We start from the raw sequence: 16453 nt of genomic DNA, 5'->3' as shown, positions 1-16453 counted from the left end.
ACGGCCCGGCCGGCACACCCCCACCGGCACCACTCGCCGGGCACATCAACGCAACGAACCGGAAGTGCGGCTTGTCCACCCTCCCATTCTCCCTGTCCTCCTCCACCCCTCGACGGACGCACCGGGGTCGTGCCCCGGGCCACCCGGGTGCGCGCCGGGCCGTGCGCCCCGCCCCCCGGCACGGAAGAGGTGTCCCGGCATGACGGAGACCCCGCACGAGGTCGTGCCACAGGTCACCACCCCGGGTGGTGCGGCCGCGAGCCGGTCCACCACGGCGTACGTCCTGCGCCGCTGCGGCTATTTCGTGGTCGTGGTCCTCTCGGTGTACACCCTGTCGTTCTTCCTCCTGTACGCCCTGCCCAGCGATCCGGTCGCCCTCATGCTGGAGCGGCGGTCCGGGGGCGCGGGCGGCGGCACGCCGGAGCAGATCGAGGCGCTGCGCGCGCAGTACGGGCTCGACCAGCCCCTGCTGGTGCGCTACGCCGACACGCTGGGGCATCTGGTCCGCGGTGATCTCGGCACCTCCTTCCAGTCGGGGAGGCCGGTGCCACAGATCCTCGCCGCCGTGGCCCCCAACACGCTGGGGCTGGCCGCCGGCGCGCTGCTCGTCGCGGTGCCCTTCTCTCTCGGGCTCGCGCTGGTGACCTCGTGGCGACGGGACGGTCTCCTGCACCGGGTCCTGGTCAACGTGCCCGCGCTGGTGGCCGCGGTCCCGGCGTTCTGGCTCGGGCTGCTGCTGGTGCAGTTGTTCTCCTTCACCCTGCGGTGGGTGCCTTCGGCGGGGGCGAGCGGCCTGTCCGGACTGGTGCTGCCCTCGATCGCACTCGCCCTTCCGGTGTCGGCCTCGCTGACGGCGGTCCTGGTCCGCGGCCTCGACGACGTCCAGCGGGCGAGCTTCGTCGAGCTGCTGCGCGCACGCGGTCTTCCCTGGCGACGGGTGTACCTCGCCCACGTGGCGCGCAACGCTCTGCTGCCCTTCGTGACCCTGACCGGGCTGACCGTCGGGGGCGTGCTGGTCGGCACCGTCATCACCGAGACGGTGTTCGCCCGCGCGGGACTGGGGCGGCTGCTCGCCTCGTCCGTACAGACCCAGGACGCGCCGGTGATCCTGGCGATCGCGGTGCTCGCGGCCGTGGTGTTCGCCGCCGTGAACCTCGCCGTCGACCTGCTCTACCCGGTCCTCGACCCGAGGACGCGACACCGAGGCAGTGGAGCCCTCTCATGACCGCGACAGCCCTTCCCACCACGCGCGCCCGGCGGCCGCGGTCCGCCCTCCCGTGGGTCGCGCTCCTCGTGCTGGCTCTCGTGGCGGTCGCCGCGCTGCTGCCCCGGACGGCCGCGCCGCAGGACGCGTTCGCCCAGAACGTCGCCGAGCGGCTGCGCCCGCCCTCGGCCGGGCACCTCTTCGGTACGGACGAACTCGGCCGGGACCTCTTCAGCCGGGTCGTCCAGGGCACCCAGGCGAGTCTGGCGACGGCTCTGCTCGCGCTGGCCTTCGCGTTCGGGCTCAGCGTCCTCGTCGGCCTGACGGCCGGCTACTTCGGGGGCCTCGCCGATCGCCTGCTGATGGGCGTCGTCGACGTACTGCTGGCCCTTCCGTCCCTGCTGATCTCGCTGCTGATCGTCTCGGGGCTGGGTACCGGTCCGGTCAACCTCGCCGTCGCCGTGGGCATCGCCTCGGTCCCCTCGCTGGCGCGCGTCACCCGCGCCGAGGTGCTGCGGGTCAGCGCCCAGACCTTCGTGGAGGCGGCGAGCGGCTTCGGTCTGTCCCGTTTCCGCGTCCTGCTGCGGCACGTCCTGCCCCACGCGCGCGGTCCGATCGTCGCGCTGGGCGCCCTGGAGCTGGCGACGATGGTGCTGTCGGTCTCCGCCCTCAGTTTCCTGGGGTACGGCACCCAGCCCCCGGCCCCGGAGTGGGGCAACCTCATCGCGGGCGGGCGGGACTACTTCGCCACCGCGTGGTGGCTGACCACGCTTCCCGGCGCCGTGCTCGCGTGCGTCGTCCTCGCCCTGCACCGGGTGGGGCGCGCGCTGGGGGCCTCGGAGGTGGGCCTCGTATGACCGCCACAACCGAGACCACGACCGGCCGGGGCGTGCTGCTGCGCGTCGAAGGGCTCACGGTCGCCTACCCGGGGCGTCGCGGCGAGGACGGGACGCTCGCGGTCGACGGCCTGTCGTGCACCGTCCCCGAGGGCGGGTCCGTGGCGATCGTCGGTGAGTCCGGCTCGGGCAAGTCGACGACCCTGCACGCGCTGCTCGGCCTCACCCCCCGCACGGCCCGAACCGGCTTCGGACGACTGGAGTTCCGGGGCGAGGACGGCGAGCTGCGCCCGGTCGGCGACCCCCGCGAGCTGCGGGGCCGCTCGGTCGGGCTGGTGCCCCAGGACCCGGTGCGCTCGCTGGACCCGCTGATGCGGATCGGCGCCCAGTTCGCGGAGCTGCACCGGCACTTCCTCGGCCTCACCGACCGGGAGGAGAGCCGGGCCCGTACGCTCCTCGCGCTGGAGTCCGTGGGGGTCGACCGGCCCGCGCTGCGGGTGCGGCAGTACCCGCACGAACTGTCGGGCGGGCAGCGGCAACGCATCCTCATCGCCCTCGCTCTGGTCGCCGGGCCGCGTCTGCTGCTGGCCGACGAACCGACCTCCAACCTGGACACCACCGTCCAGCGGCGCGTACTGGATCTCTTCGACGAGGTGCGCGCCGCGCGCGGGCTCTCCCTCCTGCTGGTCACGCACGACATCGCGGTGGCGGGCCGGCGCGCGGACCACCTCGTCGTGATGCGCGCCGGGCGCGTCGTCGAGTCCGGCCCGACGCCCGAGGTACTCGGCTCGCCGCGGGACCCCTACACGCGGCAACTGCTGACCTCCCTGCCGAGCGGGCTGCCCGCCCGCCCCGCCTCGCCTGTGGGGGAAGCCCCGCGCGTGGTGCTCGAAGCGCGCGGCCTGAGCCGGTCCTTCGCCGGTGGGCGCGGCCGTGAACGCGTGGACGCCGTCCAGGACGTGAGTCTGCGCCTGCGGCGGGGCCGTACGCTCGCGGTCGTCGGGGAGTCAGGCGCGGGGAAGTCCACCCTGCTGCGGCTGCTGACCGGGCTGGAGCGCGCGGACCGGGGCGAGGTGTTCCTGGAGGGGGCGCGGGTGCGTCCGGGCCGCGGGGCGCGTACGGACTTCGCCCGCCGGGTGCAACTCGTGTACCAGAACCCCGCGCGCAGCCTGAACCCCTCGCTGTCCATCGGCCGTGTCGTCGCGGAGCCGCTGGAGGCGCACCGGATCGGTGGCGCCCGTGCGCGGGCCGCGCGCGCCCGTGAGCTGCTCGAACAGGTCGAGCTTCCCGCGGCGTACGCCGAACGCCGCCCCCACCAGCTCTCCGGTGGGCAGTTGCAGCGGGTGGCGATCGCACGGGCGCTCGCGCTGGCCCCGGACGTCGTCGTCCTCGACGAGCCGGTCTCCGCGCTCGACCAGGCGGTGCGTTTCGCGCTGCTGCGGCTCCTCGGCGAGATCCAGGAGCGCAGCGGTGTGGCCTACCTGCTGGTGTCGCACGATCTCGGGGTGGTGCGCGCCGTCGCCGACGACGTCCTCGTCCTGCACCGCGGCCGGGTCGAGGAACGGGGGCCCACGGCCTCCGTCTTCTCCTCGCCCACGAGCCCTTGGACACGTGCGCTGCTGGACGCGGTACCCGAACTCCCCCTCTCCTCCCCCGTCTCCACCCACGACAGGAAGACCTCACGATGACCCGCGGTCCTCTGACGCGCCTGCTCGCCGGCCCCGCGGCCGCCGCGCTCCTCCTGACCGGCTGCACGGCCGCCGCCGACACCTCCTCCGGCACCGGGGGCGACGCGACGCACCTGCGTGTCGCCTACGGCTGGTACCCGACCTGCCTCGACTACGCGCAGTCCAACCCGTACGCGCTCTTCGGCAGGCAGGTGCTGGACACCCTGCTGAGCGAGAACCCCAGGACGGGCGAGCTGGAACCGTACCTGGCCGACTCCTGGAAGAGCCTGGAGGGCGGTCGCGCCTACGAGTTCACGATCCGGAAGGGGGTGACGTTCAGCAACGGCGAGAAGCTGACCGCCCAGGTCGTCGCGGACAACTTCGAGACGCTGTGGAAGATGTCCGAGCAGGGCGTCTCCCCCACTCCCGGGGCCTATCTGCGGGGCTACCGGGGCGCGAGGACCGTCGGCGCCCGAAAGGTGCGCGTCGAGTTCAAGGAGCCCAACGCGGGGTTCCTCCAGGCCAATGTCGAGGGCCAGTTCGGGATCGTCGCTCCCGCGTCCCTCGCGAAGTCGCCGAGCCGCCGCTGCGCCGAGGGCACGATCGGTTCGGGCCCCTTCGTCCTGGACAAGGCGGTCCAGGACGAACGGGTCGAGTTCACGAGACGTGAGCACTACGACTGGGCGCCCGCCTCCTTCCCCCACCAGGGCGCTCCGGCGGTCAAACGGCTGACGGTGCAGATCGTCCCGGAGGAGAACCTCCGCGCCGCGGGCGTCGTCGCGGGCGAGTACGACCTCGCCTACTCGATGACCGAGACCGGGCTCGCGCAGGCCAAGAACCAGGACGCGGTCAAGTCCGTCCTGGCGCCCGACCGCAGCGTGGTGAACACCTTCGTCGTCAACACCTCCGATCCCGTCCTCGCCGACCCCGCCGTACGTCAGGCGCTCCAGCACGGGATCGACCGCGCCAAGCTGGTCGACACCTTCTACGGCAAGGGCGTCGAACCGGCGACCGATGTCGTCTCCGGCGGTCACCCCGACTACCTGGACCACAGCGAGCTGCTCGCCTACCAGCCAGAACGCAGCCGCTCGCTCCTGGACGCCGCCGGCTGGGTGAAGAGCAAGGGCGGCATCCGCGCCAAGGACGGCCGGCCGCTGCGCCTCACCCTGACCTTCGCGGGCGCCGACATCGGGTCGGACGCCTCCGGCTGGGAGTTCGTGAAGGACAACCTCGCCGACGTGGGCATCTCCCTCACACTCCACCGGGTGTCCGACGCGAAACAGGCGGACCTGCGCAAGTCCGGCGACTGGCAGCTCGCGGTCTACCAGGGCGCGAGCCGGGGCGACGCCGACGGGATCGCGGCGTTCTACTCCACGCGGTTCACCACCTGGCACGGTCAGGCGGCCCGGCCCGAGGTGGACGGGCTCCTCGCGCGGCAGGCCGCGACCGTGGACCCGCGGAAGCGGCGCGCGCTCGTGCAGAAGGCCACCGGGGAGATTCTCCGCGAGGGCTACGGAATCCCGGTGTTCGACTCCGCGCAGGTGGCGCTCGTCCGCACGTCGCTGCGGGGGCTGACCTTTCCGTTCAACTCGTGGGAGCCGGTCTTCCAGAGCGTGACGAAGAGCTGAGTCCCCCGCCGGTCCGTGGCGGGCACGCCCCCGGGAGGGACACGCCGCGCCCCCGCACGCCTTCGTGAGCGCGCGGACCGGCTCACCACTGAGAGGAAACGATGACCACCTCGCCACCCACCGCCGCCGGCCGGACCGGCTCCGGGCGGGCCGCAGGCACCCCGACCGTGCTGCTCAACGCGCAGTACCTGCCGTCGAGCCGGGACTGGCGGACCGAAGCGGGCCGCGCCGACTCGCCGTTCCTGCTCGACACCTTCGTCCGCGAGGCGCGGAAGGCCGAGGCCGCCGGCTTCGACGCCTTCTTCCAGGCCGACTTCTCCGGAGTGAACCGGGCGGGGCTGCGGGCCGGACCCCCGCTCACGGTGTTCGAGCCCTTCCAGGCCGCCGCCGTCATCGCGGGGGCCACCGAGCGGATCGCGGTCATGCCGACCGTGTCGACGCTGCACACCCACCCCTCCTCGTTCGCGCGCTCCCTCGCGAGCCTGGACCGGATCTCCGGCGGCCGGGCCTGGGTCAACGTCGTGTCCTCCTTCCGGCCCGGTACGGCGATCGGCGTGCGGCGCGCGGTCGGGCCCGAGCGGCGCCACGTCCAGACCGAGGAGTTCCTCGACGTCGCGAGGAGGCTGTGGGCGAGCTGGCCGCCCTCTGCGAACCTCCCGGACCCGGCGACGGACCGCTTCGTACGCGAGGACCTGATCACGGACCTCGACCACCACGGCGAGTTCTACGAGCAGTCGGGCCCCCTCGACATGGCGCCCTACTCGGCCGCGTTCCCCTTCACCCTCCAGGCCACCTCCTCGCTGGAGGGGCTGCGCCTGGCGGCCCGTACCGCCGACGGTGTCTTCGCCGGGACGCCCACCCTCGGGGCGGCGAAGGAGCTGCGCCGCATCCTGCGCCGGGAGGCGGGCGAGGCCGGGCGCGGCGCGGACGACGTGGCCCTGCTGCCGGGCTGTTACCTCGACATCGCCCGTACGCCCGAGGAGGCCGAAGGGCTGCTGCGCGCGCGGCGGGAGGCCGCCCGCGCCGCGGACGGGCAGCAGGCCCTGAAAGAGCTGCGCGGACGCTTCTCTGGGCTGCGCCTGGACCAAGTGGGCCCGGCCGATCCGCTCCCCCGCGACGTGCTCCCGCAGGACCCGGACGAGGTCTTCGCAAAGCTCGGCTCGCGCTACCTGCCGCTGTGGGACCTCGCTCGCGAACCCGGCCTCACCGTACGGGAGTTCACGGCGCGGGTGGCCGCGCTGAGCGAGCACGCGCGGTTCGTGGGCACCCCCGAACAGATCGGGGACGAGTTACGCCGTTGGTACGACGAGGGCGGGGTCGACGGATTCCAGACGATCCTCGGAAACGACTTCGACGCACTGTGCGAACGCGTCGTCCCGCGCTTCCTCGGCGACAGAACACCCCCCACCACGAGAGGCATCCGCACATGACCGAACGCGAGTACACCCGGGCCCCGGGCGCGTCCACCACCGAGGCGGCCGCGCCGCCCGCCGACCCCGCCCGCCGTACCGCCCTGTGGAAGCGGCGGCTCTTCGAGGCGGAGGCGGGACTGACCCGGTTCGTCGTCGAGGCTCGGGCGGGCGTGCACATGCAGGACCTTTTGAGGGTCAAGCACGCCATCTTCGAGTCACTCCCGCAGGGCGAGGGGGAAACGGAGTGGAAGGCGGCCTTCTTCCGGGGCCAGGCGCTGATGGAGGAGTTCGTGGTGGCCCACTTCGGCCACCAGGATCTCGCGGCCTGGGCCGTGTCGAACAGTACGATCTACGCGGCCGTCGACCCCGGGCCCAAGCACGACGCCGTCGTTCCGCTCGAACGGCTCGACGCCCAGGCCGCTCTCTACGACTCCGACACCCAGTGGGTCGAGCACGGCAGCGACCGCGCGGTCCTGCGGATCAAGCACTGCTCGATCTGGGACTACCGCGAGCTGGCACGCGCGCGCGGCGTCACCATCACCCTCGATTCCCCCTGCGAGTACTGCGTGCCCGCGACGACCGGAATGATCACCAACAAGGGCCTCAGCGCCGCGCACGAACTCACCGAGGCGCCCAGCGGCAACGGCTGCGTCTGGACGACCTCACGCGAACCCTCCCGTCAGGTCCAAGGCCACCACCCCGTCTCCGAAGGATGACCGACATGACCGGACAGTCCGTACCCGATCTGCCCTTACTCGCGGACCAGGCCCTGGAGCGATTCCGCGACCTGCCCGCCCGTCAGCAGCCCGAGTGGCCCGACCCGGAGGCGCTGCACGCGACCCTCGGCGCGCTGCCGCACCAGGATCTCGTCAGCCGCGAGTCGGTGCGGGAGCTGCACGACGAACTCGCCCACCTGGACGGCGGCGGCGGGCTGATCCTGCAACTCGGCGACTGCGTCGAGGACATCGACACCGATGTGAACGCCCGCACCCGCGACATGATCGCCTTCCTGACGCACTTCCGTTCGCACCTGCGCACCCGCACCGGCCGGCATGTCGTCGGTGTCGGGCGGCTCGCCGGGCAGTACGCGAAACCGCGTTCGCAGGACCACGAGGTCGTGGGCGGGGTGAGGCTGCCCAGCTTCCGCGGCCCCATCGTCAACTCCCCGCATCCCAGCGCCCAGGCACGCCGGCCCTCACCGGCCCGTATCGTCCGGGCGCACGCCGCCGCGCAGACCTCCTACGCGGCGATCGCGGACCACCACCGGGCGACGGCGCACCTCGACCCGGTCTGGACGAGCCACGAGATGCTGTTGCTGGACTACGAGCTGCGCTTCCTGCGGCAGGGCGACCGCGGACATCACCTCGCGACCACCCACTGGCCCTGGATCGGCGCGCGCACCCGGCAGCTGGACGGGGCGCACATCGCCGTCGCGGCCACCCTGGACAACCCCGTGAGCGTGAAGATCGGGCCGGACACCTCGCCCGAGGACGCGGCGGAACTCGCCGCCACGCTGAACCCCCGTGACGAACCGGGCAAGCTCACGTTCATCGCGCGGATGGGCCACACGCACACCGATCGTCTGGGCCCGGTCGTGCGCGCCGTGCACCGGCGGGTTGAGCACGTGCACTGGATCAGCGACCCGATGCACGGCAACACGGTGACCGGGACGTACGGGTTCAAGACCCGCCACGTCGAGCACGTCATCGCGGAGCTGACCCGCTTCCAGGAGGTCGTCATCGACGCGGGGCGGCGTCCCGCGGGCCTCCACCTGGAGGCGACGCCCGAGGACGTGCACGAGTGCACCCAGGACTTCGACGAACCACGCGACCCGGCCCGCTACCGGACTCTCCTGGACCCCCGGCTGAACGCCGAGCAGACGGCCCGGGTCCTGAGCCACTGGTTCGTGTGACCCTCGCCCACCCATTCGCCTAGGAGAAGAACACCCATGACCCGTTCCCTGCTCGAACTCGAAGAGGCCGCGGCGATCGACCCCGAGGAGTACCTGCGAGCGGCCCTGCGCTGGCACTTCCACGAGGACACCGGCTCCCCTCTGTGGCTGGACCTCGCCGGGCGGCTCGGTTTCGACCCCGTCCACGACATACGTTCCTTCGAGGACCTCGGCAGGTTCCCGGACATCTCCGCGCACCTGCGTGACCGGCCGGTCGCGGACCTCGTTCCCCGAGGGCTCGCCCATGAGCCGGTCCCCTCGGTCTTCGAGACCGGAGGGACGACGGGCTCGCCCAAGCGCCTCGTCTACACCGACCGCTGGGTCCGGCGCGCGCTCGCGTGGAAGACGGCGGAACTGCGGGAGGCGGGTTTCCCCGCCGGAGAGCCGTGGCTGGTGGCGATGCCCTCCGGCCCGCACGCCTTCGGGCACACCACCCGGCTCCAGGCGAAGGCCCTGGGCTCGCTCCTGCACACCGTGGACCTCGACCCGCGCTGGGTGAAGAAGCTCATCGCCTCGGGCGAGAGCCCCGCCCCCTACGTCGCCCACCTGATCGACCAGATCGGGCACGTCGTCCGGACGCAGAACATCGCGGCGATCACCACGACCCCGCCCGTGTTCTGCGAACTCCTCCTGAACGAGGAGCTGACGGACCGGCTGCGGTCGACGCTGAAGTACGTGGCCTTCGCGGGCGCGCACCTCGACGAGGACACGCATGACCTCATCGCGGACGCCCTGCCCGGCACCGTGATCCAGAACATCTACGGCAGCACCATGGTGCTGACCACGACGCGGCCTCGGGCCGGGACCGGGGCCTCGGCGCCCGTGCACGACGGCTACTCGCCGTTCGTGGTCTTCGCCGTCGTCGACCCCGACACCCACGCTCCCGTCCCGTTCGGCGAACGGGGTCAGGTGCGGATGACCCACATCAGCAGCGGGATGTTCATCCCCAACAACCTGGAGCGGGACTCGGCGGTCCGCGAGCCCGCCCCCGCCGGGGCCGCGGGCGACTCCCTCGGCTCGCCCCGGCCCCTCGCCGCGTTCGACGGGGAACCCGTCATCCAGGGGGTGTACTGATGGGCCGGCAACCGGTTGGCGACGACCAGGCGCCGGAGCTGCTCACGCTGCCGCTCCTCACGCACCGCGGAACGCGCGGCACTCGTGCCACAGAGACCGTCCGCGCCGTCGACGGCCGTCCCCTGGCCTCCCTCAGCCTCGGCCCCGACCTGCTGGTCTCGCAGAGCCTCCTCGCCCTGAAGCGCGCCGCCCCGCTGCCCGCCGACGAGCGCGCCGAGCGTCTGGAGGAGGCGTCGCGGCGTTTTGTGGAGGACGTCCTGGGCGGCCTCTCCTTCGAGGAGCACTGCCGTTACGTCCGCCAGGTGTCGGGGCACAACGCGCCGCTCACCGAGGAGCTGAGCCGGGCCGTCGCCGTGGCGATCGCGCGGGCGCCGGAACGCGCCGACGCGGCCCGGCCGAACGGCTCGCTCCGCTCGTGGGAGGAGGTCGCCGAGGGAGCCGCGAGCGGCGTGTGGACGCGGCGGGGCGAGACGCTGGCCGCCGTGCTCTCGGGCAACGCGCCCACGATCCAGAACGGCTGGCTCCAGGCCCTCGCCCTCGGGTACCGGGTCGCGGTGCGGCCCTCCCGCCGGGAGCCCTTCACCGCGTACCGGGTCGTGCAGGCGCTCCGCGCGGCCGGGTTCCCCGACACGAGCGCCGTGTACCTGCCGACGGCACACGAGGGGGTACCGAACCTTTTGCGCCGGGCCGACCTCGGGCTGGCCTGGGGCGGTGACGACCTCGCGGCCCGGTACGGCTCCGCACCGGGGATCAAGGTCGGCGGGCCGGGGCGCTCCAAGACGCTCGTGACCCGCGAGCGGCTCTCGTCCGCGGTCCTCGGCTCCCTCGCGGACTCGGTCACCGCCCTGTCCGGCTCGGCCTGCGTGAACACGACCTCGGTGCTGGTCGAGGGCGACCACGAGGACTTCGCGCGGGAGCTGGCCGGGGTGCTGCGCGCCCGCGCGGCCGGCCGGCAGACGACGGCCGCCCACCTCGGCCCGCGCGTGTCCCGGGAGACGGCCACCGCGCTGATCGGGTACCTGGAGAGCGGGGCCGTCCACGCCCACGCGGTGATCCCGCTCGACGAGGTCGCGACAGCCCATCCGGAGGGGGGCGTCGTCCTGGGCCCCGCCGTCTTCGCCGTCGCGGACCCCGAGGACCGGCTGCACGCGACGGAGCTGCCGTTCCCGTGCGTGTGGGTCTCGCCCTGGACGAAGGCCGACGGACTGAGCCCACTGCGCGGTTCGCTCGTCGTCAACGCGCTCACACAGGACGCGGACCTCGTCGGCGCGCTGCTGCGTGAGCCGAGCATCGGCAACGTCCACCTCGACGCGCCGACCGTGTACAGCCGGGGCACCCTCCCGCACGAGGACTACATCGGGGACTTCCTGATGCGGAACAAGGCGGTCGCCGTGGCCCTGTGACCCCTCGCCCCCGGGCCGGTACCGGCGCCCGGCGGCGTGTCCGTGACGCGGGTCCGGGAACCTCCGCCGGGGCCGGCCCGCCGGGGCCGGTCGCGGCGGAGGACTGTGGGGCCGTGCGCCCGCGTCCGCGGACCGCTCCCGCCAGGACCTGCGCGCCCTTCTCGTCCGGGGCGTCCGGGGCGTCCGGCTGCTCCGGTACCGGGCGGGTGCGTGAGAGGGGCGGCAAGGCGCTTCGGCGTCGCGCCCTGCCGCCACCACCGGCCCGTTCGAGCGGCCGGTCCCGCCACCGGCGCCCTCCACGCCGATGACGGTGTCGAGCGGGTCACTCAGCCGGCGAAGACCCATTTCTGGTTGGCTCCGGTGCCGCAGGTCCACAGATGCAGCCGCGTGCGGTCGGCGGAGGACACACCCTCCGCGTCAAGGCACTTGCCCGACTGCGGATTACGCAACGTCCCGTCAGCCACCGCCGTCCACCTCTGCGCCCCGGAACCGTTGCACCCGTACAGCTGCACCTTCGTACCGTCCGCCGTCCCACCCCCACTGACATCCATGCACTTGCCCAACGCCCGCAAAGAGCCGTCCGAACCGGCAGACCACCTCTGCGCCGCACTCTGATTGCACGTGAACAACTGAATCTGCGTCCCGTCCACCACCGCACCACCCGCCACATCGACACACTTACCACCGATACCGGTGATCGCCCCCTCCCGAGGACCGGTCGCACCGCCGAGTTCCTTGATCCGGACGTTCCGGAAGGAGACCTCGTCGCCGTCCCCGTGGTTTTGCAGGCCGATATGGCCCTGCCGGAGACTGCGGACGGGGTCGGTGTTGGTGAAGTCGTTGATCCGGCGCCCGTTGAGGAAGACCTGGAGGCGTTCGCCCTCCACCCGGATCTCGTAGGTGTTCCACTCCCCCGGGGAGTTCAGGGCCGCGTCACGGGCGGCGAGATCGGCGGACTGGAAACCGTAGACGGAACCGGTGGTGCGGTCGGCGGTGTCGGTGGCGTCGATCTGGATCTCGTACCCGTTGTTGACGGCCGACCAGGGGTCGTCGGAGGCCGGGAAGCCCACGAATACACCGGAGTTGTCGTCTCCGTCCTGCCGCCAGTCGAGTTTCAGCGAGTACGACGCGTACTCCCTGGCCTGGTACCAGAGCAGGCCGAGTCCGCCGCGGGAGGTCAGGGTGGCGTCGGACTCGGTGAACGAGCCCGGACCGGCCTGCTTCCAGCCGGTGGTGCCCGAGGTCCCGTACAGCGTGGTGTAGCCGGTTTCCGGACGGCAGTCGGCCTCGGTCAGCTCGGCCGCCCAGCGGATGCCGCCGAGCAGATGCCGGCGGAAGGCCGGATCGCTGTAGGAGTCCTCGGTGTGGCCGCCGCCGGTGTAGAAGGCGCGCCCGCCGGCGTAGTCCTTGCACCAGGCGATGGGGTGGTCGCCGCTCATACTGCCACCGCTGTAGCTGGACTCGTCGAGCGAGGCCAGCACGTGGGCCGAAGTGCGCGGATTGGTACGGTAGTTGTACCACTCGTCGGTCCGCTGCCAGCTGGGGCCGAGGTGGGCGGTGGCGTCGTGGGCGCGATCCTCCACCGTGACCCTGGCGGGCTGGACGGCCGGGTGGGACTGGAACAGGGCGCCGGCCAGACCGGCGTACCAGCTCCAGTCGTACTCGGTGTCGGCCGCCGCGTGGACGCCGACGTAGCCGCCACCGGCCGCCATGTACCCCTCGAAGGCGGTCTGCTGGGTGGCGTTGAGGACGTCGCCGGTGGTGGAGAGGAAGACGACGGCCTCGTATCGGGCGAGGTTGGACGCGGTGAAGGTGCCGGCGTCCTCGGTCGCGGTGACCGTGAAGTTGTTCGCCGCGCCCAGCTCACGTAGAGCGGTGACGCCCTCGTCGATGGAGGAGTGGCGGAAACCGGCGGTCCTGGAGAAGACCAGCACGTCGTACGCGGGGTCGGCGGCGGCCGCCTTCGCCGGGGCGGAGGCGGAGGGTTCGAGCGTGCCGGGCCCGGTGGCGGCGGTCGCCGCGGCGGCGGGCAGGGCGGCGACGCCGAGCAGGCCGCAAGCGGCCCAGCGGGCGAGGCGTCCGAGAGGTCGCGTCGGTCGTCGGCTCATGGCAGGTCCCATTTCTGGTTGGCTCCGGTGCCGCAGGTCCACAGATGCAGCCGCGTGCGGTCGGCGGAGGACACACCCTCCGCGTCAAGGCACTTGCCCGACTGCGGATTACGCAACGTCCCGTCAGCCACCGCCGTCCACCTCTGCGCCCCGGAACCGTTGCACCCGTACAGCTGCACCTTCGTACCGTCCGCCGTCCCACCCCCACTGACATCCATGCACTTGCCCAACGCCCGCAAAGAGCCGTCCGAACCGGCAGACCACCTCTGCGCCGCACTCTGATTGCACGTGAACAACTGAATCTGCGTCCCGTCCACCACCGCACCACCCGCCACATCGACACACTTACCACCGATACCGGTGATCGCCCCCTCCCGAGGACCGGAGGCACCCGAGGTGGTGACGGTGAACTCGTCCACGTCGAAGAGGGCTCCGCTGCCGCCCTTGAAGACGAGGTGGAGCGTGGTGGTACCGGCCGGGCGGTTGGTCAGGTCGGTGGAGACGTCCCTGAAGGTCTCCCAGCTTCCCGTGACGGGGACCGCCACGGAGCCGAGCAGGGTCCCGGTGGGTGAGCCGGCGCGGACCTCAAGCGTGCCGCCGGCACCGGCGGAGGCGACGCGCGCGGTGAGCTTGGTGGCGTCGTCGAGGGCGTAGGGCTTGAAGGAGATCCAGTCGCCGTTCTCGATGTTGCCCACGGTCTTGCCGCCCTGGGCCGCGGCGTGGCTGACGACCGACACTCCGGCGGAGCCGCCGTAGTGCTCGGCCTGGCGGTGGCTGGGCTGGCTGATGTGCTCGTCGTGCGTGGTCAAAGCGGGCTGTCCGCTCGCCCCCTTGTCGGTGTACTCGGCGTCCCAGACGCCGAAGATGTTGGCGTTGGGATCGTGCTCGCCGTCGGCGATGGTCTGCACGGTGCCGGAGCACCCGGTCGCCGAGGTCTGCGGGTGGCCGTGGCTGTCGTGGCCGATGATGAAGGTGACCTTGACCTTCGAGCAGTCGACGGCGCCGTCCTCCGGGTCGGTGACGGTCACCTTGAACGGCACCGCGGCGCCCGGGTCGATGATCCGGCCGTCGGCGGGCAGTTCCAGTTTCACGGTGGGCGCGGTGTTGCCCACGGTCACCGTGACGGAGGCGGTCGCCGTCCGGCCGGTGCCGTCGGAGACGGTCAGCTCGGCGGTGTACTGACCGTTGGCGGTGTAGGTGTGCGTGGGGCCGGCCGACGTCGACGTACCGCCGTCACCGAACTTCCAGGCGTAGGTCAGCGGATCGCCGTCGGGGTCGGAGGTGCCCGCCGAGGAGAACCGCACGGTGAGCGGGGACTTGCCCGAGGTGCGGTCGGCCGAGGCCTGGGCGAGCGGGGAGCGGCCGCCGGTGACGTTCTCGATCCGGTAGAGGGCGCTGTTCTCGTCCCCGTTGAAGTAGCCGGTGCCGTAGTCGAGCACGTACAGCGCGCCGTCGGGACCGAAGGCCATGTCCATGACCTGGGTGCCCTGCCAGGGGAAGGCGTTGACGGACTGTACGGTCCCGTCGCCGGCCTGCTCGATGCGCTTGATCCACTTACGGCCGAACTCACCGGCGAAGAAGTCCCCGTCGTAGCTCTCGGGGAACTTGACCTCGGAGGTCGAGGCCGCGTCGTAGTGGTAGACCGGACCGCCCATGGGGGACTCCGAGCCACTGCCGAACTCCGGGACGGAGCCGCCGTCGTACGGGATCCAGGCGGGCTGGGCCGCGGGCAGCTCGGTCAGGCCGGTGTTGTGCGGCGAGGTGTTCCTGGGCGCCGCACAGGAGAAGGCGGCGCCGGACGTGGAGGTGGCGAAGTCGTAGTCGACGTAGGCGTCGTTCTTGCCGGTGCAGTAGGGCCAGCCGTAGTTGCCGGCCTTGGTGATCCGGTTGAACTCGACCTGTCCGGCGGGCCCCCGGGTGGCGCTCGCGGTGCCCGCGTCGGGGCCGTAGTCACCCAGGTAGACCGTGCCGGTGGGCTTGTCGACGGTCATCCTGAAGGGGTTGCGGAAGCCCATGGCGTAGATCTCGGGCCGCGTCCTCGCGGTGCCCGGGGCGAAGAGGTTGCCCGCCGGCACCGAGTAGCTTCCGTCGGCGTTGACCTTGATCCGGAGCACCTTGCCGCGCAGGTCGTTGGTGTTCCCCGCCGAACGCTGGGCGTCGTACGCGGGGTTGCGGGTGGGCCGCTCGTCGAGGGGGCTGTAGCCGTCGGAGGCGAAGGGATTGCTGTCGTCCCCGGTGGAGAGGTACAGGTTGCCCTGCGCGTCGAAGTCGATGTCGCCGCCGACGTGGCAGCACAGCCCCCGGCTCGCGGGGACGTCGAGGACCTTCTTCTCACTGGCGGTGTCCAGGGTGCCGTCCGTCCTCAGGACGAAACGGGAGAGCCGGTTGACACCGTCGAAGGGGGCGAAGTCGGCGGCCGAGCCGTCCGCGGGGGCGTCTCCGGAGGGGGTGGAGAGTTTCGGTGCGTAGTAGAGGTACACGAAGCGGTTGGTGGTGAAGGCGGGGTCGACACCGACACCTTGCAAGCCCTCCTCGTCGTGCGAGTAGACGTCCAGCTTGCCGGCGACTCCGGTGGTGCCGGCCGCGTCGGTCAGGCGCAGGGTGCCGTCCCGCGAGGTGTGCAGGACGGATCGGTCGGGCAGCACGGCCAGCGTCATCGGCTCGCCCGTCTCGGCCACTCCCTTGGCGAGGGTGACCTGCTGGAACTCCGGCGCCGCGGGGGCCGCTTCGGCTGGGGTCTGCTGGACGGTGAACACGCCCGCGGTGGCGAGCAGGGTGCCGGCGAGCGCCGCTAGGGGTCGGGTGAGTCTCCTGTGCACGCGCGTCCTCCGTGGAGTCAACGGGACTGAGTGGTCTCGCACAGGCGCGCGCCGTCGCGCCGGGGACGCGGGCGCCGAGGGAGGGAGGCGCACGCGTCCTTGTTGTCCGGTACAGGTCAGGAAGGTAATGGCATTTCCCTCGCCCAGGAACCTTTTTGACGCATCAGTCCGGAACTTTTATCCGTGAGGGGACAAAGTGGCTGGCTCCGGCCCCCGGCCTCGAACGCGGAGGACGGGCCCCACCGGGGGCGAGCTGGTCGATCTCGGCACCGACCACCTCGCCGGGGCGAGCTTCCCGACCCGGTCGACGCTCCGGGTGGGGGCGTCCTCGGTGGACAGCGGCCCGCCCTG

General features: G+C 72.2%; 11 protein-coding genes. 9 read left to right on the top strand and 2 right to left on the bottom strand.

The genetic code is table 11. The annotated features are described in order from the left end of the window. Positions 1-199: 199 nt before the first annotated feature. The 9 genes from ACFYMP_RS08605 (at position 200) to ACFYMP_RS08565 (ending at position 11175) form a co-directional block, all read left to right on the top strand. The gene (locus tag ACFYMP_RS08605) at positions 200-1225 is read left to right on the top strand and encodes an ABC transporter permease (protein ID WP_388852671.1); all 1026 of its coding nucleotides are present in this window, start codon (positions 200-202) and stop codon (positions 1223-1225) included. Continuing rightward, positions 1222-2061: an ABC transporter permease gene (locus tag ACFYMP_RS08600; protein WP_388852668.1), complete on the top strand. Its 840-nt coding sequence runs from the start codon at positions 1222-1224 to the stop codon at positions 2059-2061. The genes ACFYMP_RS08605 and ACFYMP_RS08600 overlap by 4 nt, the downstream gene beginning before the upstream one ends. Beyond that, the gene (locus ACFYMP_RS08595; protein ID WP_388852665.1) at positions 2058-3728 is read left to right on the top strand and encodes a dipeptide ABC transporter ATP-binding protein; all 1671 of its coding nucleotides are present in this window, start codon (positions 2058-2060) and stop codon (positions 3726-3728) included. Before ACFYMP_RS08600 ends, ACFYMP_RS08595 begins: the two co-directional genes overlap by 4 nt. Beyond that, positions 3725-5335 carry an ABC transporter substrate-binding protein gene (locus ACFYMP_RS08590; protein WP_388852662.1) on the top strand — a complete coding sequence of 537 codons (1611 nt, stop codon included), beginning with the start codon at positions 3725-3727 and terminating at the stop codon, positions 5333-5335. Before ACFYMP_RS08595 ends, ACFYMP_RS08590 begins: the two co-directional genes overlap by 4 nt. Positions 5336-5436: 101 nt before the next feature. Next, positions 5437-6765, top strand: a complete 1329-nt coding sequence (locus ACFYMP_RS08585) for an LLM class flavin-dependent oxidoreductase (protein ID WP_388852659.1) — start codon at positions 5437-5439, stop codon at positions 6763-6765. Next, the gene (locus ACFYMP_RS08580; RefSeq protein ID WP_388852656.1) at positions 6762-7463 is read left to right on the top strand and encodes a hypothetical protein; all 702 of its coding nucleotides are present in this window, start codon (positions 6762-6764) and stop codon (positions 7461-7463) included. The genes ACFYMP_RS08585 and ACFYMP_RS08580 overlap by 4 nt, the downstream gene beginning before the upstream one ends. A 5-nt stretch (positions 7464-7468) precedes the next feature. After that, positions 7469-8659: a 3-deoxy-7-phosphoheptulonate synthase gene (locus ACFYMP_RS08575; protein WP_388852653.1), complete on the top strand. Its 1191-nt coding sequence runs from the start codon at positions 7469-7471 to the stop codon at positions 8657-8659. Positions 8660-8695: 36 nt separating this feature from the next. Further along, complete coding sequence (locus ACFYMP_RS08570; RefSeq protein ID WP_388852650.1) at positions 8696-9772, top strand: AMP-binding protein; 1077 nt, start codon at positions 8696-8698, stop codon at positions 9770-9772. Continuing rightward, positions 9772-11175, top strand: a complete 1404-nt coding sequence (locus tag ACFYMP_RS08565; protein ID WP_388852647.1) for an aldehyde dehydrogenase family protein — start codon at positions 9772-9774, stop codon at positions 11173-11175. Before ACFYMP_RS08570 ends, ACFYMP_RS08565 begins: the two co-directional genes overlap by 1 nt. A 326-nt stretch (positions 11176-11501) precedes the next feature. Here ACFYMP_RS08565 and ACFYMP_RS08560 read toward each other — a convergent pair whose 3' ends face one another. Both ACFYMP_RS08560 and ACFYMP_RS08555 read right to left on the bottom strand, forming a co-directional pair. Beyond that, a complete protein-coding gene (locus ACFYMP_RS08560) occupies positions 11502-13283 on the bottom strand; it encodes a ThuA domain-containing protein (RefSeq protein WP_388852644.1) in 1782 nt (593 codons plus the stop codon). Beyond that, on the bottom strand, positions 13280-16102 hold the full coding sequence (locus ACFYMP_RS08555) for a PQQ-dependent sugar dehydrogenase (RefSeq protein ID WP_388852641.1): 2823 nt from the start codon (positions 16100-16102) through the stop codon (positions 13280-13282). Before ACFYMP_RS08555 ends, ACFYMP_RS08560 begins: the two co-directional genes overlap by 4 nt. Between the last annotated feature and the right edge of the window lie 351 nt (positions 16103-16453).

Origin of the sequence: Streptomyces sp. NPDC007088 (assembly GCF_042869355.1) — a bacterium.
Lineage (GTDB): Bacteria > Actinomycetota > Actinomycetes > Streptomycetales > Streptomycetaceae > Streptomyces.
This window is presented reverse-complemented; position numbering and strand designations above follow the sequence as displayed.